21 protein-coding genes and 1 pseudogene are annotated in these 21,314 nt (G+C 42.2%); 1 reads left to right on the forward strand and 21 read right to left on the reverse strand.

Annotation, left to right across the window (positions count from 1 at the left end; all coding sequences use genetic code 11):
- Window positions 1-104: 104 nt before the first annotated feature.
- From D8862_RS04245 to glmS, 16 genes and pseudogenes are all read right to left on the reverse strand, one after another.
- On the reverse strand, window positions 105-1,484 hold the full coding sequence (locus tag D8862_RS04245; RefSeq protein ID WP_125448829.1) for a glycoside hydrolase family 1 protein: 1,380 nt from the start codon (window positions 1,482-1,484) through the stop codon (window positions 105-107).
- Window positions 1,485-1,582: 98 nt separating this feature from the next.
- Entirely contained in the window at window positions 1,583-3,436 is a 1,854-nt protein-coding gene (locus tag D8862_RS04250) for a proline--tRNA ligase (RefSeq protein ID WP_084945747.1), read from the reverse strand.
- A 16-nt stretch (window positions 3,437-3,452) separates the two neighbouring features.
- Complete coding sequence (rseP, locus tag D8862_RS04255) at window positions 3,453-4,709, reverse strand: RIP metalloprotease RseP (RefSeq protein ID WP_125448831.1); 1,257 nt, start codon at window positions 4,707-4,709, stop codon at window positions 3,453-3,455.
- Between the two features lie 15 nt (window positions 4,710-4,724).
- Window positions 4,725-5,528 carry a phosphatidate cytidylyltransferase gene (locus D8862_RS04260; RefSeq protein WP_125448833.1) on the reverse strand — a complete coding sequence of 268 codons (804 nt, stop codon included), beginning with the start codon at window positions 5,526-5,528 and terminating at the stop codon, window positions 4,725-4,727.
- A gap of 8 nt (window positions 5,529-5,536) precedes the next feature.
- Entirely contained in the window at window positions 5,537-6,295 is a 759-nt protein-coding gene (locus tag D8862_RS04265) for an isoprenyl transferase (RefSeq protein ID WP_125448835.1), read from the reverse strand.
- Window positions 6,296-6,714: 419 nt separating this feature from the next.
- On the reverse strand, window positions 6,715-7,479 hold the full coding sequence (locus D8862_RS04270; RefSeq protein ID WP_000942258.1) for an amino acid ABC transporter ATP-binding protein: 765 nt from the start codon (window positions 7,477-7,479) through the stop codon (window positions 6,715-6,717).
- A 9-nt stretch (window positions 7,480-7,488) separates the two neighbouring features.
- Window positions 7,489-8,211: an amino acid ABC transporter permease gene (locus D8862_RS04275; protein WP_125448837.1), complete on the reverse strand. Its 723-nt coding sequence runs from the start codon at window positions 8,209-8,211 to the stop codon at window positions 7,489-7,491.
- A gap of 3 nt (window positions 8,212-8,214) precedes the next feature.
- A complete protein-coding gene (locus D8862_RS04280) occupies window positions 8,215-8,907 on the reverse strand; it encodes an amino acid ABC transporter permease (protein WP_125448839.1) in 693 nt (230 codons plus the stop codon).
- Window positions 8,908-8,939: 32 nt separating this feature from the next.
- Window positions 8,940-9,818 (reverse strand): transporter substrate-binding domain-containing protein, encoded by an 879-nt coding sequence (locus D8862_RS04285; protein ID WP_125448841.1) that lies wholly within the window; start codon window positions 9,816-9,818, stop codon window positions 8,940-8,942.
- Between the two features lie 11 nt (window positions 9,819-9,829).
- Window positions 9,830-10,828: a uroporphyrinogen decarboxylase family protein gene (locus D8862_RS04290; RefSeq protein ID WP_125448843.1), complete on the reverse strand. Its 999-nt coding sequence runs from the start codon at window positions 10,826-10,828 to the stop codon at window positions 9,830-9,832.
- A 2-nt stretch (window positions 10,829-10,830) separates the two neighbouring features.
- Window positions 10,831-11,034, reverse strand: a complete 204-nt coding sequence (locus D8862_RS04295) for a hypothetical protein (RefSeq protein WP_125448845.1) — start codon at window positions 11,032-11,034, stop codon at window positions 10,831-10,833.
- A gap of 11 nt (window positions 11,035-11,045) precedes the next feature.
- On the reverse strand, window positions 11,046-12,050 hold the full coding sequence (locus D8862_RS04300; RefSeq protein ID WP_125448847.1) for a uroporphyrinogen decarboxylase family protein: 1,005 nt from the start codon (window positions 12,048-12,050) through the stop codon (window positions 11,046-11,048).
- A 217-nt stretch (window positions 12,051-12,267) separates the two neighbouring features.
- Window positions 12,268-12,402: pseudogene (locus D8862_RS04305) on the reverse strand (oxidoreductase); the annotation flags it as partial.
- A gap of 270 nt (window positions 12,403-12,672) precedes the next feature.
- Window positions 12,673-13,206, reverse strand: a complete 534-nt coding sequence (locus tag D8862_RS04310; protein ID WP_125448849.1) for a hypothetical protein — start codon at window positions 13,204-13,206, stop codon at window positions 12,673-12,675.
- Between the two features lie 41 nt (window positions 13,207-13,247).
- Window positions 13,248-13,859: a helix-turn-helix domain-containing protein gene (locus D8862_RS04315; RefSeq protein WP_125448851.1), complete on the reverse strand. Its 612-nt coding sequence runs from the start codon at window positions 13,857-13,859 to the stop codon at window positions 13,248-13,250.
- 185 nt (window positions 13,860-14,044) lie between these two features.
- Window positions 14,045-15,853 (reverse strand): glutamine--fructose-6-phosphate transaminase (isomerizing), encoded by a 1,809-nt coding sequence (gene glmS / locus D8862_RS04320; RefSeq protein WP_125448853.1) that lies wholly within the window; start codon window positions 15,851-15,853, stop codon window positions 14,045-14,047.
- Window positions 15,854-16,068: 215 nt separating this feature from the next.
- On the opposite strand from glmS, the gene D8862_RS04325 reads away from it, so the two are divergent.
- Window positions 16,069-16,482: an EamA family transporter gene (locus D8862_RS04325; protein WP_125448855.1), complete on the forward strand. Its 414-nt coding sequence runs from the start codon at window positions 16,069-16,071 to the stop codon at window positions 16,480-16,482.
- A gap of 262 nt (window positions 16,483-16,744) precedes the next feature.
- Here the strand turns inward: D8862_RS04325 and D8862_RS04330 are convergent, their stop codons facing one another.
- The 5 genes from D8862_RS04330 to D8862_RS04350 all read right to left on the reverse strand — a co-directional run bounded on the left by D8862_RS04330 (window position 16,745) and on the right by D8862_RS04350 (window position 21,242).
- A complete protein-coding gene (locus D8862_RS04330; RefSeq protein ID WP_125448857.1) occupies window positions 16,745-17,749 on the reverse strand; it encodes a sugar transferase in 1,005 nt (334 codons plus the stop codon).
- 432 nt (window positions 17,750-18,181) lie between these two features.
- Complete coding sequence (locus tag D8862_RS04335; protein WP_125448859.1) at window positions 18,182-18,754, reverse strand: nucleotidyltransferase family protein; 573 nt, start codon at window positions 18,752-18,754, stop codon at window positions 18,182-18,184.
- Window positions 18,735-19,733, reverse strand: a complete 999-nt coding sequence (gene ruvB, locus D8862_RS04340) for a Holliday junction branch migration DNA helicase RuvB (protein ID WP_000086800.1) — start codon at window positions 19,731-19,733, stop codon at window positions 18,735-18,737. The genes D8862_RS04335 and ruvB overlap by 20 nt, the downstream gene beginning before the upstream one ends.
- A gap of 385 nt (window positions 19,734-20,118) precedes the next feature.
- Complete coding sequence (locus D8862_RS04345; protein ID WP_125448861.1) at window positions 20,119-20,535, reverse strand: GNAT family N-acetyltransferase; 417 nt, start codon at window positions 20,533-20,535, stop codon at window positions 20,119-20,121.
- Between the two features lie 11 nt (window positions 20,536-20,546).
- Complete coding sequence (locus D8862_RS04350; protein WP_125448863.1) at window positions 20,547-21,242, reverse strand: GNAT family N-acetyltransferase; 696 nt, start codon at window positions 21,240-21,242, stop codon at window positions 20,547-20,549.
- Between the last annotated feature and the right edge of the window lie 72 nt (window positions 21,243-21,314).

A 21,314-nucleotide genomic window follows, 5' to 3' on the forward strand; every position in this document is an offset into this window, starting at 1 on the left:
TGGAAAGGTTTTATCATACTTGTAGTAGATAAAACTATACTGATCCATAGTCACATATTAAAAAGTGAGATGACATCTCACTTGGCATCTCACTCTTTTTATTCTTAAAATCCATTATTGTCGCTGAGCTCTTTGAACCAGTGGCCTGATTTCTTCAGGTGGCGTTCTTGCGTTTCCAAGTCAAGCTCAACCAAACCATAGCGGTTTTTATAGCTATTGAGCCATGACCAGCAGTCAATAAAGGTCCAGATTAAGTAACCTTTACAGTTAGCACCATCTTCGATAGCGCGATGGAGTTCACGCAAATGCCCTTTGACAAAGTCGATACGATAGTCGTCTTGAATCATGCCATTCTCACGGAATTTATCTTCACCTTCAACACCCATGCCATTCTCTGTCAACATCCACTCGATATTACCATAATTTTCTTTGATATTTTGGGCAATATCATAAATCCCTTGCTCGTAGATTTCCCAACCACGGTGGGGATTGATCTTACGACCTGGCATGACGTAAGGCTCATAGAAATGTTCAGGCAGAAGCGGGCTGTCAGGATGCTTGGCAAAACGAGGGGCCATAACACGCAAAGGCTGGTAGTAGTTGACTCCAAGAAAGTCCACTGTATGCTGACGAATAAGCTCCAACTCCTCAGCTGTATACTCTGGCAGCAAATCATGCTCAGACAAAATTTTCACCAATTCCTCTGGATAAGTCCCCAAGACAGATGGATCTAGGAAAGATTGGGCTTGAAAGAGATCCGCAATGCGCGCAGCCTTGACATCTGCAGGGTGCTGGCTACGTGGATAAGCTGGCGTTAAGTTAAGAACAATCCCAATCTTAGAGCCAGGCAAAATCTCATGACAGGCCTTAACCGCAAGACTACTAGCCAGTTGCGTATGATAGGCAACCTTAACCGCTGCTTTGGCATCTACCTTGTGAGGATAGTGGGCATCATAGAAATAACCAAACTCCACAGGAACGATAGGCTCGTTAAAAGTAATCCATTGATCCACCAAATCTCCATAGGTCTCAAAACAGAAACGAGCATAGTCTTCATAGGCCTTGATAGTGGTCTTATTTTCCCAACCATCCCCATCTTCTTGGAGGGCAAAAGGCAGGTCAAAGTGATAGAGATTAACTAAGAGACGAATCCCCTTGGCCTTAATAGCTTCAAAGACCTGACGGTAGAAAACCACCCCTTGCGAATTGACCTCTCCACGGCCCTGTGGGAAAATGCGAGACCACTGGATAGAAGTTCGGAAGGCTGTATGCCCAGTCTCTACCAAAAGCTCAATATCCTTTTCCCAGTTTTCGTAAAAAGTCGATGTTTTGTCAGGTCCAATTCCATTGTAGTAGCGATTGGGTTCCACCTGATACCAATAATCCCAGAGATTATCTCCTTTACCATCACCAAGCACTCGTCCTTCTGTCTGTGGTCCAGAAGTGGAGGAACCCCAGACAAAATCCTTTGGAAATTTTAGCATAGCTTTACCTCTTCGTTTACTCATTTTCCCCATTATATAGAAAAAACAAGGTAAAAACTAGTTACATTTTTGCCTTGTTTTTCTTCTGATTATAGTTTTTATTTCTTGCTTAGGATTTCAAGGGTTTCGAGCAAGTTGTCTGCGTGAACTTCAATTGTGTCCCCAGTTGCCTTGATTTTAACCTCTACGATACCATCAGCTGCTTTCTTCCCAACAGTGATACGGATTGGCAACCCAATCAAGTCGCTATCGCTAAACTTCACTCCGACACGTTCGTTACGGTCATCTGTCAAGACTTCGTAACCAGCGTCCATCAAGCTTGCTTCAAGTTTCTCTGTCAAGGCTTGCGCTTCTTCATCTTTAACATTGACAGTAATCAAATGCACATCAAATGGCGCCAATTCTTTAGGGAAGTTAACTCCCCAAGCATAACGGTATTCACCTTTTGGCGTTTTGTTAACAAAGAGGCGAGCGTGTTGTTCCATAACTGCTGAGAGAAGACGGCTAACACCGATACCGTAACAACCCATGATGATTGGCACAGCACGGCCATTTTCATCCAAAACATCTGCACCCATGCTTGCTGAGTAGCGAGTTCCGAGTTTGAAAATATGACCAATCTCGATACCACGGGCAAAGTTAAGGACACCTTGTCCGTCTGGAGAGATTTCACCCTCACGCACTTCGCGGATATCCACATATTCTGCAGTGAAGTCACGACCTGGATTCACACCGGTCAAGTGGTAGCCATCTTGGTTGGCACCAGCAACAGCATTGCGAACATCTTGCACCTTACGGTCAGCAATGATTTTGACATTTTCTGGCAAACCAACTGGACCAAGTGAACCAAAGCCTGCTGGGATGACACTTGCGACTTCTTCCTCGCTAGCAACGTCAAAGAAATCTGCTCCCAAATGGTTCTTCAACTTAACTTCGTTGAGTTGGTCATTTCCAACTAGAAGAGCTGCAACCAATTCCCCATCAGCCATGTAAAAGAGAGTTTTGATGGTTTGTTCTTCTGGGACGTTTAGGAAGGCTGCGACTTCATCAATGGATTTAACACCTGGTGTTGCAACACGAGTCACTTCTTCTTCCGCAACGACACGGTTGCTTGGTTTGTACTCGTTTGTTGCCATTTCCAAGTTAGCCGCATAGCCAGACTCACTTGAGTAGGCGATGGTATCCTCACCAGAAACCATCCATTTGAGCAATTCTTCCTTGATTTCTTCTTGCACCTCTGCAGGAATTTCATCAAATGAGGCAACTGACTTGTCCAAGACAACCCAGCGGTCAAGGTCTGTACGAGCTGGTGTGATAGCCATAAATTCTTGGCTATCCTTACCACCCATAGCCCCGCCGTCACCGATGATAGCCTTAAAGTCCAAGCCACTGCGAGTGAAGATGCGTTCATAAGCAGCCTTGTACTCATCATAGGTCACATCCAAGCTGTCATAGTTGGCATGGAAACTGTAACCGTCTTTCATGATGAATTCACGCGTACGGAGAAGGCCGTTACGTGGACGTTTTTCATCACGGTACTTAGGCTGGATTTGGTAGAGATTAAGCGGTAATTGCTTATAAGACTTAACAGAGTCACGAACAATGGCTGTAAATGTCTCTTCGTGTGTCGGACCTAGGATAAAGTCTGATTTTTCACGGTTTTTCAGTTTATAAAGGTCTTCACCATAGGTTTCATAACGGCCTGATTCACGCCAAAGATCGGCACTGAGAAGGGCAGGCGCCAACATTTCCACCGCACCAATCTTGTCAAACTCTTGGCGCATGATGTTCTTAGCCTTTTCAATCACACGGTTAGCAAGTGGGAGGTAAGAATACACTCCCGCAGAAACTTGACGAACATAACCAGCACGCAACATAAGGGCGTGGCTGATAACTTGAGCATCGCTTGGCATTTCACGAAGCGTAGGGATTAGCATTTTACTTTGTTTCATAATATTCCTCGATTATCTAAAAGAAGAGTCGCATAATGTCATTCCAGGTCACAGCTAGCATCAAGACAACCATGATAACTACACCAGCCATGGTGACATAGGTTTCAATTTCTTGTTTAAGGGGTTTCCGGCGGATAGCCTCTAGGATATTGAGCACAATCTTTCCACCATCCAAAGCCGGGATCGGAATCAAATTAAAAATCCCGATATTAATAGAAATCATGGCTAGGAAGTAGAGGACATTCTCAATTCCATTTTTAGCAGCATCGCTACTTGCCTTAAAAATAGCAACGGGACCACCGAGTTTGTTCAAATCTGGATGAAAAATCAAGTTTTTCAGAGCTGAAAGGATACGGAGCCCTGAGTCAGCAGCAGTTGTAAATCCACCAACAAACATGGATAGAAAGTCTGACTTGACCCCCGGTTGAACCCCGAGAATATAGCGTCCTTGATTCTCTTCTGGAGTCACAGTAACTTGTTTTTCGCTACCATTTTCAGAAATAATCACATCTAAGGTCGGAGCGGTCTTGTCCTTGGTATCTGCTTCCACAGCCTGGGTCAAATCTTGCCAATTCTTAACTTCATGCGAGCCGACCTTGGTAATTTGAGCTGTTTCAGCCACACCCACCTTAGCCAAAGCTCCCTCTGGCATGACATGAAAGAGATTGGTCTGAGTATCTCTAACACCACCCTGCAAAAAGATCAGGATCCAAAAAACAACAACACCTAAGATAAAGTTATTCATAGGACCTGCAAAGTTGGTGATGAGCTTACCCCAGATAGAAGCATTTTGGTACTGTACATCCAGAGGGGCAATGCGCACTTCGGTTCCATCTGCCTCAACAACTGTTGCATCGTGATCCACTGCAAAGGTCTTTTCTTCTTCCAAGACCAAACCTTTAATGAAGAGCTTGTCTTCAAAGTCAAACTGGGTTACCTGCATAGGGAGAGCTGTTTGATCCAGTTTCTTCCCAGATAGATTGATCCGTTTGACCTTACCATCCTCTGCAAGTGTTAAACTGACCGGGGTTCCTGTCTTAATCTCTGTCGCATCATCACCCCAACCAGCCATACGAACATAGCCTCCAAGAGGAAGTATCCGAATGGTATAAGCAGTGCCGTCCTTACCGATATGGGCAAAAATCTTGGGGCCCATACCAATAGCAAACTCACGGACTAAAATGCCTGATTTCTTGGCAAAATAAAAATGTCCAAACTCATGCACCACCACGATAATCCCAAAAACTAGGATAAAGGTTAGCAATCCAATCATTCAATATTCCTTTCTTTAAAACAGGCCAAACAAGTGCATGATAGGAAAGACAACTAGCATACTGTCAAAACGATCCAACACACCACCATGCCCTGGGATAAATTTCCCAGAATCCTTGACACCGAAATGGCGTTTCATAGCACTCTCAATCAAGTCACCAAACTGACCTGCCACACTGAAGAAGACGGCAAAGAGGCCCATTCTATAAATCCCATAAGGGAGAGCAACTGTGCTGTCTACTAGCATGAAGATTGCTGTTACCAGTACCGCACCTAGAATACCACCGATAAAGCCCTCAATGCTCTTATTGGGAGAAACTCTTGGCGCCAACTTATGCTTGCCAAAATTCATCCCTATCAGGTAAGCTGCGCTATCTGTTGCCCAGACGATAAAGAGGGCCAGAAGCACCTTGTCAAAACCTGCCACCCGAGCATCTAGTAAGGCGTTAAAGCCAAAACCAACATAAAAGCTCACAGCAATTGGAAAGGCAGCATCTTCAATCGTATAGCTTTTACTGAAAACGGTCGTCCCTAGCATTATGGTAATCAAAACACTATAGGCAACCACATTCCCATCAACTGGCAAAAAAGTTAGGTAGTTTTCTAAGGGGATTGTGAGGGCAAAGGTCGCAAAGAGAGTCATGGCACCCTCGATGGTCATGGTCTTTAGTCCCTTCATCTGCAAGAGTTCATGGACAGCCAGCATCGCTAACAAACCAATGCCTATCTGCAACAAGAGTCCTCCCACAAACAATACTGGAAGGAAAATGGCCAGGGCAAATACCGCAAACAATGTTCTCTTTTGTAAATCTTGGGTCATATCTTCTCCTAAACTCCTCCAAATCGGCGATTCCGACGATTATAGGCTGTAATAGCCGCCTTCAAAGAGGCTTCATCAAAATCAGGCCACAAGGTATCCGTAAAGTAAAGCTCACTATAGGCTGCTTGCCATGGCAAGAAATTACTCAAACGCAACTCACCACTCGTACGGATAATCAAATCAGGATCTCGCAAATCCTTTGGCAGGCGTTGTGTGAAAAGATAATCCCCTATCATATCTTCTGTAATATCACCTGGATTGATTTTGGCATCTAGAACTTCCTGAGCCAAGCTCTTAAAAGCCTGCGTAATTTCAGCACGACCACCATAGTTAAGCGCAAAATTGAGAATCAATCCTGTATTGTTCTTGGTCAATTCCTCTGCTTTTTTCAAAGCTTCAAAGGTTGGCTTAGGCAGACGGTCTGTCTCCCCAATCATCTGAATCTTAACATTATTTGCATGCAATTCAGGGACGTAGTTATCATAAAACTCGACTGGCAAGTTCATGATAAACTTGACTTCTTGATCTGGACGCGTCCAGTTTTCCGTTGAAAAGGCATAAACCGTGATGACCTTGACTCCCATCTTGTTAGCTGCCTTGGTCACCTTTTGGAGGGCTTCCATCCCTGCCTTATGACCAAAAACCCGTGGTTGCATCCGTTTTTTAGCCCAGCGGCCATTCCCATCCATGATGATACCAATGTGAGCAGGAACCTGTGTTGGAACCTCAACTTCTACAGCTTTATCTTTCTTAAAAAATCCAAACATGATCTTATTCCTATTCAAAAATCTATCGTTTCATTATACCATATTTCCCTCTATTCTTCTATTGCTAAGTTACTGCCCCTGCTTACAGATAGACAAAAAATAAGTCACCTGATTGGGCGACTTAATTTTATAGGGAGATTATTATGAAAAAGTTTTAGGAGTTTAAGTTAAGTTTCTCTTAACTTATGAGCTTAGTATACACCTCCTAGCTTAAATTTTTCTTAAGTTTTTTGAGAAATGAAAAATCTAAAATAAGATTGCCCACTTGAGTGTACGAAAAGTAGCTCAAATCATCTCAAATAGCCAATCTAAGTCTAAAACCTAGCTTTTTCTGAAAGTCATTTCAAGCTGACACCTTTTTCCATAGTTTATAGATTGAAACTTTGCCTCATAAGTTACTTTCATAATGCACTTATCTATCAAATCATATATTCTACACTATAGCTAGCGTCTGATAAGATACGAGCCAGAAACTGCTTGGTTCGTTCTTCTTGTGGACGACTAAAGAAATCGTGGGGATTATTCTCCTCTACGATACGGCCTCCATCCATGAAAATAACGTGGTTAGCGACATCCCTAGCAAATCCCATCTCATGTGTGACGACCACCATGGTCACACCTTCTCCCGCCAACTGTTTCAGAACATCCAAAACATCTCCAACCAACTCAGGGTCTAGTGCAGATGTTGGTTCATCTAGCAAAATCACCTCGGGCTTGACGGCAATGGCACGCGCAATTCCTATTCGTTGTTGTTGCCCTCCAGATAGTTGTGAAGGGTAGTAGTCCTTATAGGCCAGTAAACCAACTTTTTCCAAGGCAGATTCTGCACGTTTGAGCGCTTCTTCCTTGGGAACTTTACGAGCCACGATTAGGCCTTCTAGAATATTTTCCAGAGCAGTTTTATTTGCAAAGAGATTGTAGTGTTGGAAAACAAAGGCTGTTTTTTGGCGAATTTCTAGAATGTCTTTCTTGCTTAATTTAGCTAAGTCATAGGTCTTTCCTGCCAAGGTCAACGTGCCACTGTCAGCTTTTTCTAAGTGGTTGAGGCAACGGAGAAAGGTCGTTTTCCCCGAACCTGATGGTCCTAAAATAACGACGACATCCCCTTGGTTGACCTGGAGATTGACATCCTCCAGCACCTGCCTCTCACCAAATGTTTTTGCGATATGTTCTACTTGTAACATCCTGTCCTCCTATACAAAACGCGCGCTAGATGCTTTTGCTCTCTTTTCTTTTTTCACATAGCCTTTTTCCAGTAGGAAAAAGCCCCACTGAATCAAACCACAGATCAAAATATACTGCAAAAAGATCACAAAATAAGACTCAAAATACTGGTAACCGTAGGACGCTTCCACACGGGCAATAGCAGTGATATCCTTGATAGTCATAACAAAGACCAGGGAGGTCCCTTTGACGATATTGATCACCAGATTGGCCAAGTTAGGCAAGGCTGAGCGCAAGGCTTGAGGAAAAACAATCCTTAGATAGGCCTGGGTCGTAGTCAGTCCAATCGCATGCGCCGCCTCTAGTTGTCCCTTGTCCACCGTCAAAATAGCTGAACGCAAAATCTCCGATAAACTCCCGACTGTCATCAAACTATAAATGATAAAGGCATAGTAGAGAGGATCAAGCTTGAAAATATCAAAGTCACTTCCTATGCTTTTGAGAAATTGATTCAGCAAACTTGGAAACAAACTATAAAAGAAGAGAATCAATAAAATCGGAGGAGTCGCTCGGATAAAAGCCAGATAGACCAGAGAAAAACTCCTCACACCTCGAACCTTGTAAATCTGCCCCAAGGCTAAAAATAGAGCCGGTAAAAAGCTTAAGACCATAGCCACAATCATGATAATCAAGGTGATTGGCACACCCTTCAAGGTCTCCAGAAAGGTCTTTACAATATAGTCTATGTCCATTTCTTACCTCCCTTTTGTTTCCAAAGACTTCTCAAGCAAATGACTCAAGCTAGAAATAACCAAGGCAATCCCCCAGTAAAGAAGCGCAACTGCCGTATAGGTTTCCAGAGAGTAGTTCCCTAAATTGCGACTAATCAAGAGATTGCCTGCCCCCATGACATCAACGAAACCAATCGTATAGGCCAAGGCAGCATCCCGCATGAGATTGAGAATAGCGGTCGTTATATTGGGAAGAGCAACCTGAAAAGCTTGGGGAAAAATGATTCTCCAAAAAGTCTGACTTGGAGTCAAACCAATACTAAGCCCGGCCTCTGTCTGCCCCTTTGGAATAGCTTGATAGGACGCCTTGAAAACCTCGGCAACGATAGCCGCAAACAAGAGAATCATCGTCAAGAGAACAAAAATAGTTTTAGACCAGTTGTTGATATCCAAACCCAGCCACCATTTCAGAAATTCTGGCAAGCCATAAAAGACTAGAAAAAGCAAGACAATCGGTGGTGTACAACGAAGGGTAAAGATATAGCCTTTGGAAATTGCTGCAAAACTCTTGTCTTCTCCCACTTGCGCCCAGGCCAAGAGACCTCCAAAAAGGGAACCAAGAAGAGTGGTAAAAAAGAGAATGGACAAGGTCATAGGAAGTGCCTGCCATAAGGTCGGCAAAAACTGAAAGACCTTGGAAAAATCATAAGAAACCATGCAAAACCCTTTCTAGTCTTGGAATTTCTGGTCTAGTCTTTGTCTACATAACTAAAGACATCTTCTTTGAAATATTGCTGAGATAGCTTAGCAAGCGTGCCATCTTCTTTCAACTCTTTGATTGCTTTTTCGTATTCTTTAGCAAATTTCTCGCCCTTTTCATCACGGTGAATCAAGGGATAAGTTGGAATGCCTTTATATGGGAACCAGCTGAGTTTATCCGCATATTGGTGGTAAGGGCCATCTTCTGCGGTAACTGCTTTTTCAAAGGACAGTTTGATATCAAAGAAGGCGTCATAACGTCCTTCTAAGACCCAGGCATAGGCATCTGCCACTTTGAAGGATTCAGCTGCTGTCAGCTCAATCGGTGCATCCTGATGTTTTTCATTGTAGCTGGTGATAACATTCCATTGAGCATTCTGTGGAGAGATGGGAACCAATTTCCCTTTATTCTTAGCAAAGTTATCAATGGTTTTGTATTTCTGTTCATCTTCTTTTCTGACAGTAAATCCAATAATGCTCGCTCCGACTGGTTCAGATGGAATGACAAACTTTTTAGCTCGTTCATCTGTGTACCAAGCTCCCTTAGTTCCAGTGTCATACTTGCCTGATTCCAAACCAATCAAGAGGTCGTCATCACTGGTACCCGTATATTCAAATTTATAGTTTGCCAACTTCTCATCAACAGCCTTCAAAACAGCTACTTCATAACCATCTGATTCCCCTTTTTCATTGACAAAGTCATAAGGAACATAGTTTTGTGTATGAGCAACCTTCAAGGTTATGACCCCACCAGATGAAGCTGTTTCTCCCTCTTTGGCTGGAGCGCCAGCTAAACTTCTCCCGATAATCGTTGCCCCAATTACCGCAACAACTGCTATACCACCGATAATCCATGCTTTTTTACTCATCTTTTTCTCCTTTAGTTTTCAAGCGCTTCTCTCACCCACTGGATACGTTCAACTGCGATATCACTTGGAATGGTACAATCTGCCCCAAGTACCAAGCCCTGTTCCCCAGCTTCTGCAACTAGTTTCTTTGCCTCAGCCTGAATGGCATCCTTGCTACCAGTATACAGCAAGCCCGTCTTGCCATTTTCGAACCCTCCAAGAACCGTACGTCCCTTGAAAATCTCACGACCTTCCTTGAGAGTGATTCCCTCTGGTCCTACAGCCCAGTTAAAGACTTGGGCTGGATAGTCTGCAAAAAGGTGAATATCATTTCGTGCTCCCTCGTAGCCACAGATATGAAGAACAGTGACACCACCAACAGCACTAGCCGCTTCCAGAACCGTTATCTCGCTAGGTGCAATGACGGCTTGATAATCTGCTGCCGACACTCGTTGATCTTGGATACTTTGCACGCTGAGGTAGATTCCGTCAGCACCAGCCTCTTTGATGACAGCTCGGCTGAGACTAGCAATATCTTCTGCAATCACATCCAACACCTTCTTAAGGGCTTCAGGATCTTCCACCAAAAAATCTGCAATGAGGTCATCTCCGCCAGACACTTCCCCTAGTAGCCACTTGAGATAGGTCACAGGAGCAAAAATATTGTAAATCGCAACGATATCTTCTGTGAACTCTTGCTTGATTTTCTTAACCAAGTCAACCTGCTCTTTTATCCAAGCGTGATCTGGTCCGAGTGGTTGAATGGCCGCCAATTCTTGAAGTGATTTTCCTTTGGCAATCGCTGGATTGGGATAAGCAAAGTACCCATCACTCATGAGTTTGATAAAGTCCGGCTGAACTTCTCGGATAAAGCGCTTATGCCCCTCGATATTCTTCTCGATAATGGCTGGATTTGAGAAACCGTGTAGCCATTCGTCTTCGGATGTAAAATGGTGCCAAAAGCCTACTGGCACACGATCAACTTTCTCACCTCTAAATGCTTTTAAAACCCATTCTCTTTTTTCTGACATTCTTATTCTCCATTTCTTACTTTTTCAACTAATAAACTGCTTGCGATATCATTCGAGCGTAGAAAGGGGAGACTGGACTTGGAAAAATCCTGAACTCCACGACATCTCCCTCCATTTTTGCAGTGCCCATTTTTTACGACACTTATGGCGACCAAGGCCAGCAAACCAACAACTGCAATGAAGATAACCCATCTTTTACTTTTCATGGCTCCTCCTTTTAGAGAACAGCTGCCTTCCGAATCCAGTCCAACCTCTCTAAGTCAAAGTCATCTGGAACAGTACAGTCAGCTCCCAGAAGAACGCCTTTACTACCAGCTTCAGCCAGCAACCGCCTTGTTTCATCTTGCAATTCCGCCTTGGAACCTTGATAAAGCAAACTTTTCTTGCCATTTTCAAATCCACCTAAAACGGCCTTGCCTCGAAACAACTCCTGACCCTGTGTCAAACTAACATCCTCACGATGAGTCGCCCAGTTGACCACTTGAGCTGGATAATCCTTAAATATCGTCACATCATTGCTTGCACCTTCAAAACCACAGATATGGAGGATATTGGTCCCACCAACCTGATTGGCTGCCTCCAAAACTGCTATATTGCTCGGTTCAATGTAGGTTTGGTAGAGTGCTGGTGTGATGCGTTCATCTTGAATTTCCTGGGTGCTGAGGTAAATTCCGTCAACACCGCCTTGCTGGATGATTTTCTGAGTTAGGATAGCAACATCTCTTGCAATCACATCTAGAATCGCTCTGAATTGCTCAGGATTTTCAAGCAATAGATCAGCCACTTCCCTATCTCCTCGAGAAGTTTCTGTACGGAACCAGCGTTTAAGGTAGGAGATCGGTGAAAAGATATTGTAGAAAGAAGCAATCTCTTCGGTAAAGGTCTCTCGAATCGCTTGTACCACTTCCACCTGTTGCTGAATCCATGGGTGTTCCTCACCAATCGACTCAATAGAAGTCAGCTCCTGAATGCTTGCAATCTTAGGACTATAGACATTACTTGGATAAAGGAAAAAACCGTCGCTCATAATTTTGACAAAATCAGGACGAATCCTTTCCACATAGTTGCGATGCCCATCAACACTCTTTTGAAAGATACGTGGATTGTTTAACCCCTGCCCCTTTTCTTCGAGTGTTACAAAATGAAACCAAAATCCCACAGGAACTCTTTCTACTTCATCGCCTCGAATCGCTCTAAAGACTAGATCTCTTTTACTTGCCATACCTTTCTCCTTCCATTTGGATTGAAACCATCTTACCACTCCTTTTCCTCTTTTCCCAATATATATTGACTATCAACTCGATTGGAAATTTTTATATCTATAAAGAAAAAATCCCTGAAAAGCTTGATGTTACTAGCCTTTCAAAGATTTACTTTATTTTCATCTATTTTTCAAAAAGGAGCTGATATAGATTTTCTATCAAGCCGATTGGATTTTTTTATACTCCCTCTTTCATGGCAAAGTAAGTTCGTACTTTGGGCGCCACTTGCGTGCCATAGAGTTCAATAGCTCTCAGAACCTAGTTATGTGGCATAGAACCAAGCGGTAGATGGAGCATGAAACGCTCCAAACCTTTGCTAAGCTTGGATCAGTTTCTTGAAATAACGCGGATTCTCACCCAGTAGGCAAGATAGCACTAAACAGTTTTATTTTCAATACATTCGCTCATTAGAAAAGTATCTGAGACAAAAAGATTTTGATTTTAGGAATTCTTTTTTATTAATTTTTAAAATCGATAGATTAGAAAAAAAAAAGCGAACAAGACAGAATTCTGAGTGTCAGATAACTCGTTTTGTTCGCTTTTTATATTTAAGGTTAGACTTTTGTCCTAGACTTTTTTAGTTTATTCTACCTGTAGTTTATTATCTTTCAAAGTCAATTTCGAGTTTTCTGTCAATTCTGTTTGTTCAAAAGTGTAAATCGTCTCGCCCTTTGTATCAATCATATACCAGGCTTGATCTTTGCGGACAACCAGTGCAAGCTCCGTGCTATTTTCGTCCTCGTTTTTGATCGACAATGGAAAGGCCTTGTCCACACCTTCCAGAGCTACTTTCTCACCTGTTTTTAATTCTACTAGGTAGTACACGCCATCCTTTGTACCAAAACTGTAGTCCCCATTAATCGGTGTGTGGCTATCATAGTTTTTCATTAGAATGGAAGTTTTATCTACACCATCAAATGCCTTTTTAAATTGTTCTCTCTGCTCTTCAGCTTTCTTTTGATCTTGAGACTGAACCGTCTCTTGCACAGCAGCAATCCGTTCCATGTTTTGCTTTTTCGCTTGTCTCGCCTGATGGATCAAGACCGTTCGTATCAAGAAAGAACCAGATAAGACGATGCCAATCAGCATAGCAATAATATTTTTTTTCTTTTTCATTTTCTTCTTCTTAGAGTATACAATATAAGGGTGAGAAAATGCTATTTTATCTGTTTTTTTAAAATAATATAACTTGTAATCAAAATCACAAATAGAACTAATATAAAATTCAAAGTGTGAAATATTCCTATAGAATATGGCGCAACCCACCCCTGTTTGAAAATCAAAAATGAAATAAAACCAGTAGCCATAGAAGTAGGCATAAAAGCAATTCCAATTATATTAAGCCAATTCACATAAAACGGTGCTTTTTCTTCCGATAATATTCTTGCGATAAAATATCCAACAATTCCTACCACTTGAATAATTATTGCCCCCAAAATAGCTTCCATTGTTTGTTTTTCATACCATTCAGCAAATGCACAAAACAATCCAATAGCAATAAAGGCTGTTGATGAGATATAAAGTACCTTGCTAGCAAATTCTCTATTTTTTTGTTCTTTATCTACTACGGGTTCAATTCCTTTTAAAATATGATCTGTAGTAACACCAAAATAATCACTCATTATAATTACTTTTTCTAACTCAGGTGTACTTTGTTCACTTTCCCATTTTGAAACAGCTTGTCTTGAAACACCTACCTTATCAGCAAGTTCTTCTTGTGATATTCCTTTAGTTTTTCTTAAATATTGTATTCTGTCTGCCATGTTCATTTGACAACACTCCTTTCTTTTATGATACAATCATAACAATTTCGCTGGTTGCATAGCCACCATTAAAATATAGAAATATGTCAACTTGCAGTTGCAAATGTGTTTTTCAATACAAATCCCTATAAATTCCGATTTGTTATATATTTACATTATACCCTACTTATGGCAGACTAGACTTTCTCAGTTTATTCTACTGTTACTGACTTGGCAAGGTTACGCGGTTTGTCCACATCGAGGCCACGGTGAAGTGTTGCAAAGTAAGCAACCAATTGCGTTGGTACGACCATTGAGATTGGTGAGAGGTAAGGGTGGACGGTCGTAAGGACGATATCATCTGTATCTTTAGCAACATTTTCTTCTGCGATGGTGAGAACCTTGGCACCACGGGCTGCGACTTCTTGGATATTTCCACGAGTATGGTTGGCAAGGACTGGATCTGACAAGAGGGCCAAAACAGGCGTTCCTTCTTCAATCAAGGCAATGGTTCCGTGCTTGAGTTCTCCTGCCGCAAAACCTTCACATTGGATGTAAGAAATCTCTTTGAGTTTGAGACTAGCTTCCATGGCTACATAGTAGTCTTGCCCACGTCCGATGTAAAAGGCATTACGAGTTGTTTCGAGAAGGTCTCGAACCTTGGCATCAATGGTTTCTTTCTCAGAAAGGGTTGATTCGATAGACTGGGCTACGATAGACAGCTCACGAATCAGATCAAAGGCTTGGGCTTTGGCATTGCCGTTTGCTTCTCCGACTGCTTTTGCAAGGAAGGCAAGAGCTGCGATTTGTGCTGTGTAGGCCTTGGTTGATGCCACGGCGATTTCAGGACCCGCGTGAAGAAGCATGGTATGGTTGGCTTCACGTGAAAGAGTTGAACCTGGCACGTTTGTCACTGTCAAGCTTGAGATGCCCATTTCATTGGCCTTGACCAAAACTTGACGGCTGTCAGCTGTTTCACCAGACTGGCTGATAAAGATGAAGAGTGGTTTCTTGCTGAGAAGTGGCATACCATAGCCCCACTCAGATGAGATTCCAAGTTCCACTGGTGTATCCGTCAATTCTTCCAGCATCTTCTTAGAAGCAAATCCTGCATGGTAAGAAGTTCCAGCTGCTAGAATGTAGATGCGGTCAGCGTCTTGAACAGCCTTGATGATAGCTGGATCTACAACAACTTGACCAGCATCATCTGTATAGGCTTGGATGAGTTTACGCATAACAGTTGGTTGCTCATCAATTTCCTTGAGCATGTAGTAAGGGTAAGTTCCCTTACCGATATCTGACAAGTCAAGCTCCGCAGTGTAGCTAGCACGTTCACGGCGATTGCCATCATAGTCTTGAACTTCAACGCTATCAGCCTTGACGATTACCAACTCTTGGTCATGGATTTCCATGTATTGGTTGGTCTCACGAATCATAGCCATGGCATCTGAGCAGACCATATTGTAGCCATTTCCAAGACCAATCAAAAGTGGTGATTTGTTCTTCGCTACATAGATGACATCTGGATTTTCAGAGTCAATCAAGGCAAAGGCATAAGAACCACGGATGATGTGAAGAGCTTTTTTGAAGGCTTCAAGCACTGAGAGATCATCTTCTTCTGCAAATTTTCCAATCAAGTGAACGGCGATTTCCGTATCTGTTTGCCCCTTGAAGTGGTGACCTGCAAGGTATTCTTCCTTGATTTCAAGGTAGTTTTCAATCACCCCATTGTGCACCAAGACAAAACGTCCAGTCTCAGAGCGATGTGGGTGAGCGTTGTCCTCGGTTGGTTTACCATGAGTCGCCCAACGCGTATGTCCGATACCAGTTTTTCCCTCAACACCGGTAGTTTTAGCAGACAATTCTGCGATACGACCAACAGCCTTGACTAGATGATTTTCAGCACCACCTAGAACAAAAATTCCCGCAGAATCATAGCCACGGTATTCGAGCTTTTCAAGCCCTTGAATCAAAATATCAGTTGCATTTGTGTTTCCAACAACACCAACAATTCCACACATAGTATATACGACACAGACCAGCTGTGCTTTCCCCTTAAATTGGTATAGTCTGATTTTCCTTTTACAGAACCAGCAAAAACAGTATATACTTGTTTTTCTCACTTGTCAAGCATAAAAATTGGTATAGTTTTTTAAAATACCATCAGAGCAAGATTTCACTTGAGAACTGACAAGTAGGATTCGATTACTTATAATAGAGAGAGGAGGTAGTTACCATGTGGTTTTTCTTCGCACTTTTATCTGCTGTCTTTGCAGCCTTAACTTCTATTTTAGCCAAGATTGGGATTGAGGGAGTTCCGTCCAATCTAGCAACAGCCATTCGTACGGTCGTCGTCATCCTTATGGCTTGGGCTATGGTTTTCCTGACCAATAGTCAGACTGAAATCGTCAACATCAGTAGAAAAAGTTGGCTCTTTCTCATCCTATCTGGTTTGGCAACAGGTGCCTCCTGGCTCTGCTACTACAAGGCCTTGCAGATGGGTAATGCGACTGAGGTATCTGCTGTCGATAAGTTTAGTCTCGTCATTACACTCGTTTTAGCCTTTTTCTTGCTACAGGATGTCCTGACGTTTAAAACAATCATTGGCTGTATCTTAATTACGATTGGGACCTTGGTGATGATTTTGTAATCCTCTCCCCCTCCATATATGACCTCCCCCAAAAAAGTTAGATAGTTTTGGGGATATTTTGTTACGTCTAAATTTATAAGTACAGGGAATCAGCTTCAAGCGTCTAGCAAAAAGGAGAGAACCAAATTGGTTCCCTCCAAGATGAATTTTTTCATCAACCCATTACAGTTGATATAAAAACTAATTATCTCAGGTGGCTAACTTCGACTTGAAATTTTGCCTTTCTAAATCTGAATGTGGTAAACCGATGACCGACTTTTGACTAATCTAAGAGCATCATGGAATCAATAAACAATTTCTTTGTGAAATAACCATTTTTTATTAAGTAAGCTGTATATTTTGCTCTTGTAACCATTTGATCATACTCTTCCGTCGTACATTCCTGAACCACGCGGCTAGCTTCTTCCAAACTGGACACGACAAAGCCCAAACCTTTCTCACGGATATAGTCCGCATTAGAAAGATAGTCTGGCACAACCACCGGAATACCCGCGGCCAGATAAGTTGTCAACTTATAAGAAACATTTTCTTTGTAGTAGTCACGCTCTTCCGCAGGATTTTCGGAATTTCCCCATACTAGACCAAATCCTCCTCCTTTAGACAACTCCAACAATAATTCCTGCTGAGTTCGCCAACCTTCAAGGTGGACTTTGGAATAATCTACTCCTTCTGCTCTCGTAGCATAAACATGAAGGGGGGTACTGTGTTTCCAGTCAACAATATGTGGAAAACGAGATGGGTCTCCTGAGAAGATTAATTTTTTCTCAAATTTTGGAGTATAGAGTTCCAAACCATGGGGAAGATCCCAAAGTTTTTGAACAACGTAGTTCTTGACGGTTAATCCCTCTGAAACGAGTTTCTGGTACATTTGTTCTGATGGTACTACCACCACATCACACTTGTTGTACATGTCAATGTGGGCCTTCATAAGATAATAATTGCTCTCAAACATTAGTGGCTGAACATCATGGATAAACATCACCATTTTTACATGAGAAAGCTTTAACTTTTCTATCAAGTGATTGTCCCATTCAACACTATTCCATGAAGGAGATTGGAAAAAAACGACATCTCCATAAGATACCCCCGCGACAATCCCATCCATCCGCGAGTTCAGTTCTTCCCACGGTTCATGGCTTGCATCATAAAAATAGATTCCCAGCTCATTAACTCCAAACTCTCGAACAATTTTCATGACATTGTTCTGCGCCATTAAGGCCACACTCGTTGATGCTTGCCCAAATAAATTTGTGAAATGTACTTTCATTGTTTTCTAAATCCTCGTCTCAGTAATTTCTCTAAACATTGTATCATAATTTACGGCTTTTCAAAAGCGTTTATATGCCAATTTTCAAGCTTGAGTTAGCTACTTGAAGTAATAATCTCATCATTTTAGAATAATGCTGATCAAGCATACTATCCAAGAAGACTAATTTTCTAGTTGTCAGTTTTAATCCTTTAAGTACAAATCTATATAAGATTTTCATTGATTCTTATCTTCCAAGAACGATAAGGATAGACCTAGTAGATATTTTTCTCACTCAATCTCACAAATTCGGTATCTTTTAGCTATGATAGATTGAATGAGTTGTTCCTGTTAAGTATATAATTTTTTGCACCTTTAGATTTCTCTGTTTATCTTGTGATGACTACAAGCTCACATATAGAATTCTTATGTGAGCAAGTCACTCGCTTCTTTTTAGAGATTTGAGAAAGTCAGATTTTTCCATTTTTCTCGCCAATTTTTCTTGGACAACCGATCTTGATAGAGTTTCATTCGGTCTTCATTATCTAGGAAATGAGGAGTCGGGGAAACTTGAAACTTTAAAATATCCTCTAAACCATAGGGGGCAAAGAGCTCTAAAGTTGCGTCAGCATGCAAGCGAAGGCCTACCGCCGTGCAACGCTCGGGATACTTACTCATAGCATCACGAGAACTCGTGTAGGGTGCAGTGTGGGGACTGTGAAGGTGCATATAGACCTGATTTTTCAACTCCCACTGATACTGGGGAAAATCCTCTTTCAGCTTGCTCTCTATGCCCAACGTATCTTCATAAGAGATAGCTGGATCAAAGAAAATCACATCCACATCTGTTTCACAGTCAAAAGGTGATTTGTCTGACAAGAGATTCCAGATGAAATTTCTGACAGAACCTGCTGCCAACCACGAGTCTTTCAAACCAAGGTCTCGGATGATGGTTAAAATAGCCATCATATCAGGATTTTCTCTAACACTATCTAGGATTTCTTGTTTATTTTTCATTATACTCATAGCCCAAATGCTCGTAGGCCTTGGCTGTCGCCACCCGTCCAGACCGTGTCCGCATGATAAAGCCTTTCTGGATCAGGTAGGGTTCGTACATGTCTTCAACCGTCTCACGCTCCTCGGCAATATTAACAGAAAGAGTTCCTAATCCGACAGGACCACCACCGTACATCTCAATCATGGTCCGGAGGATTTTTTGATCCACATAGTCCAATCCTTCATGGTCTACGTCCAGCATGGTCAAGGCCTTATCCGTAATGACATCATCGATTAAACCATCCCCCATTATCTGGGCAAAGTCGCGCACGCGCTTGAGGAGACGATTGGCGATACGGGGAGTTCCTCGACTGCGTAAGGCCAGCTCAGCAGCCGCCTCATGGGTGATTTCCATCTCAAAAATATCGGCCGTCCGCTCAACAATTTCCGTCAAGTCAGCGTGGGCGTAGTATTCCATATGACCCGTAATCCCGAAACGCGCTCTCAAAGGATTAGAAAGCATACCCGCACGGGTCGTCGCACCAATCAAGGTAAAAGGTGGCAAGTCTAAATGGACACTGCGACTGCCTTCACCAGCTCCAATCATGATATCAATGTAGAAGTCCTCCATGGCACTATAAAGCACCTCTTCCACCGACATGGGCAAGCGATGAATCTCATCAATAAAGAGGACATCCCCAGGCTCCAAATCATTTAAAATCGCTACCAGATCACCCGCTTTTTCAATGACAGGGCCAGACGTTTGCTTGAGATTGACTCCTAGTTCATTAGCAATGACAAAGGCCATGGTTGTTTTCCCCAAACCTGGAGGGCCAAACAAAAGAACATGGTCCAGCGCTTCATCACGCATTTTGGCAGCCTCGATAAAGATTTGGAGCTGGTCCTTAACCTTATCCTGCCCGATATATTCACGTAAGTATTGAGGACGGAGCGTACGTTCAACTAACTCCTCATCCCCCATTATCTCATTATCTAAAATTCTACTCATGTTCCTATTATAGCAAAAATCCAAGCCACAAACAAAAAAGCCACCTGATTGGGTGGCCTCTTTAGGGAGATTATTATGAAAAAGAAAGGATTAGGATTTCATTAAATAAAGTTAGGAGGTCTTTACTTAATGACTATATGATACACGAGGAGACTTAAAATTACCTTAACTTTTTTCTGATTTATCATTTTTTTAGAAAAATTTTTTCCAAATGAAATTTCCTTTCTCAAGCAACAAAAAAGCCACCTGATTGGGTGACTTCTTTAGGAGATTATGATGAAAAAGAAAAGTTTAGGATTTCATTAAATAAAGTTAGGAGGTCTTTATCTAATAACTATATAATACACGAGGAGACTTAAACTTTACTTAAGAAAAATAATTATTTTTATTTTTTTCGATCCACCCAAATCATTCCCGTACAATCATAAGTAGATAAGGTTTCAAAACCCAGTGAACAGTAGAATTCCAAATTTTTTTCTGTCTGTTCGGTCACTAGTTGGACTTGATAGGCATCTTTAAAATCCTCTAAAGCCTCTTTCATCAAGTCTCTACCAATCCCTTGGCGCTGATAGCTAGGCAAAACGATCAAATCCTGGACAAAAATCGATGAAAAACCATCTCCGACTAAACGGACCAAGCCCACCACGGCATCACCATCAAGTGCCAGGTAAATTGCTAATGAGTGAGACAAGGCCTGCTCAAGCATCTGGGGTTGATGTGTATAATTTGTCCAACCGACTGCCTGATAGAGATGCAAAACATCATTTATATTTACTAAATCTTGCTTTCTAACGGTAATCATGTCATCACCTTTTAGAGTTCTCTCAAGCTCTTGTACTGCCGCCCATTTTTATCAAAATTTTCAGGAGCCAGCCATGCTTCCAAACGAGCTTTGACTTGAGGCCAGTCCTTATCAATCATAGACAGCCAATCCGTATCTCTAGTTCGCCCCTTATAAACGACTGCCTGACGGAAGGTCCCTTCATAGACAAAGCCCAAACGTTCTGCCGCTCGTCTTGATGGGAGATTTAGAGCATCACATTTCCACTCGTAGCGACGATAGTTAAGCTCCTCAAAAACATAGCGAGCTAGTAAATAATGGGCTTCTGTCCCTATCCTCGTACCCTTAAGTGCTGGTGAAAAGGTGACAGCACCCACTTCTATTACTCGGTTATTCTGATCAATTCGCATGAGAGAAAAAGTTCCTAAAGTCTTACCAGTTGCCTTGTCTACAATCGCATAGAAAAAACGGTCCTTACGAGCCAACATCTGGTTTAAAAGGCTGACCAGTTCCTCCATATTTGCCACTGGCTCCTGAAAGAGGTAGGTCCACATCTCTCGAGGCGTATCTGGACCATAAACAGCTAGTAAATCCTTCGCATGCTTCTCTACCGAAAGAGCCTCTATCCGAGCATAACGCCCTTCTAAAAAATCGATAGCAGGTAATTTACCAGACGTGTGACCGACTACAGATTCACCAATCATCTGACCATATTCGTTTACTGGCATCGTTTTTCTCCTTGTTCATTCCTTGAATATAGTATAACATATCTCAATGAAAATTTTAGGAAACACTTGGAT

Source organism: Streptococcus oralis (assembly GCF_003942585.1).
Lineage (GTDB): Bacteria > Bacillota > Bacilli > Lactobacillales > Streptococcaceae > Streptococcus > Streptococcus oralis_BE.

Coding starts and splice junctions, on each gene's coding strand:
- D8862_RS04330 (WP_125448857.1), bottom strand. CDS start 17,749: ATGAAAGTACATTTCACAAATTTATTTGGGCAAGCATCAACGAGTGTG.
- glmS (WP_125448853.1), bottom strand. CDS start 15,853: ATGTGTGGAATTGTTGGTGTTGTTGGAAACACAAATGCAACTGATATT.
- D8862_RS04290 (WP_125448843.1), bottom strand. CDS start 10,828: ATGTCAGAAAAAAGAGAATGGGTTTTAAAAGCATTTAGAGGTGAGAAA.
- rseP (WP_125448831.1), bottom strand. CDS start 4,709: ATGATTGGATTGCTAACCTTTATCCTAGTTTTTGGGATTATCGTGGTG.
- D8862_RS04300 (WP_125448847.1), bottom strand. CDS start 12,050: ATGGCAAGTAAAAGAGATCTAGTCTTTAGAGCGATTCGAGGCGATGAA.
- D8862_RS04250 (WP_084945747.1), bottom strand. CDS start 3,436: ATGAAACAAAGTAAAATGCTAATCCCTACGCTTCGTGAAATGCCAAGC.
- D8862_RS04335 (WP_125448859.1), bottom strand. CDS start 18,754: ATGAGTATAATGAAAAATAAACAAGAAATCCTAGATAGTGTTAGAGAA.
- D8862_RS04265 (WP_125448835.1), bottom strand. CDS start 6,295: ATGTTTGGATTTTTTAAGAAAGATAAAGCTGTAGAAGTTGAGGTTCCA.
- ruvB (WP_000086800.1), bottom strand. CDS start 19,733: ATGAGTAGAATTTTAGATAATGAGATAATGGGGGATGAGGAGTTAGTT.
- D8862_RS04310 (WP_125448849.1), bottom strand. CDS start 13,206: ATGAAAAAGAAAAAAAATATTATTGCTATGCTGATTGGCATCGTCTTA.
- D8862_RS04245 (WP_125448829.1), bottom strand. CDS start 1,484: ATGCTAAAATTTCCAAAGGATTTTGTCTGGGGTTCCTCCACTTCTGGA.
- D8862_RS04270 (WP_000942258.1), bottom strand. CDS start 7,479: ATGTTACAAGTAGAACATATCGCAAAAACATTTGGTGAGAGGCAGGTG.
- D8862_RS04295 (WP_125448845.1), bottom strand. CDS start 11,034: ATGAAAAGTAAAAGATGGGTTATCTTCATTGCAGTTGTTGGTTTGCTG.
- D8862_RS04275 (WP_125448837.1), bottom strand. CDS start 8,211: ATGGACATAGACTATATTGTAAAGACCTTTCTGGAGACCTTGAAGGGT.
- D8862_RS04345 (WP_125448861.1), bottom strand. CDS start 20,535: ATGATTACCGTTAGAAAGCAAGATTTAGTAAATATAAATGATGTTTTG.
- D8862_RS04350 (WP_125448863.1), bottom strand. CDS start 21,242: ATGCCAGTAAACGAATATGGTCAGATGATTGGTGAATCTGTAGTCGGT.
- D8862_RS04260 (WP_125448833.1), bottom strand. CDS start 5,528: ATGACCCAAGATTTACAAAAGAGAACATTGTTTGCGGTATTTGCCCTG.
- D8862_RS04280 (WP_125448839.1), bottom strand. CDS start 8,907: ATGGTTTCTTATGATTTTTCCAAGGTCTTTCAGTTTTTGCCGACCTTA.
- D8862_RS04285 (WP_125448841.1), bottom strand. CDS start 9,818: ATGAGTAAAAAAGCATGGATTATCGGTGGTATAGCAGTTGTTGCGGTA.
- D8862_RS04315 (WP_125448851.1), bottom strand. CDS start 13,859: ATGAACATGGCAGACAGAATACAATATTTAAGAAAAACTAAAGGAATA.
- D8862_RS04325 (WP_125448855.1), top strand. CDS start 16,069: ATGTGGTTTTTCTTCGCACTTTTATCTGCTGTCTTTGCAGCCTTAACT.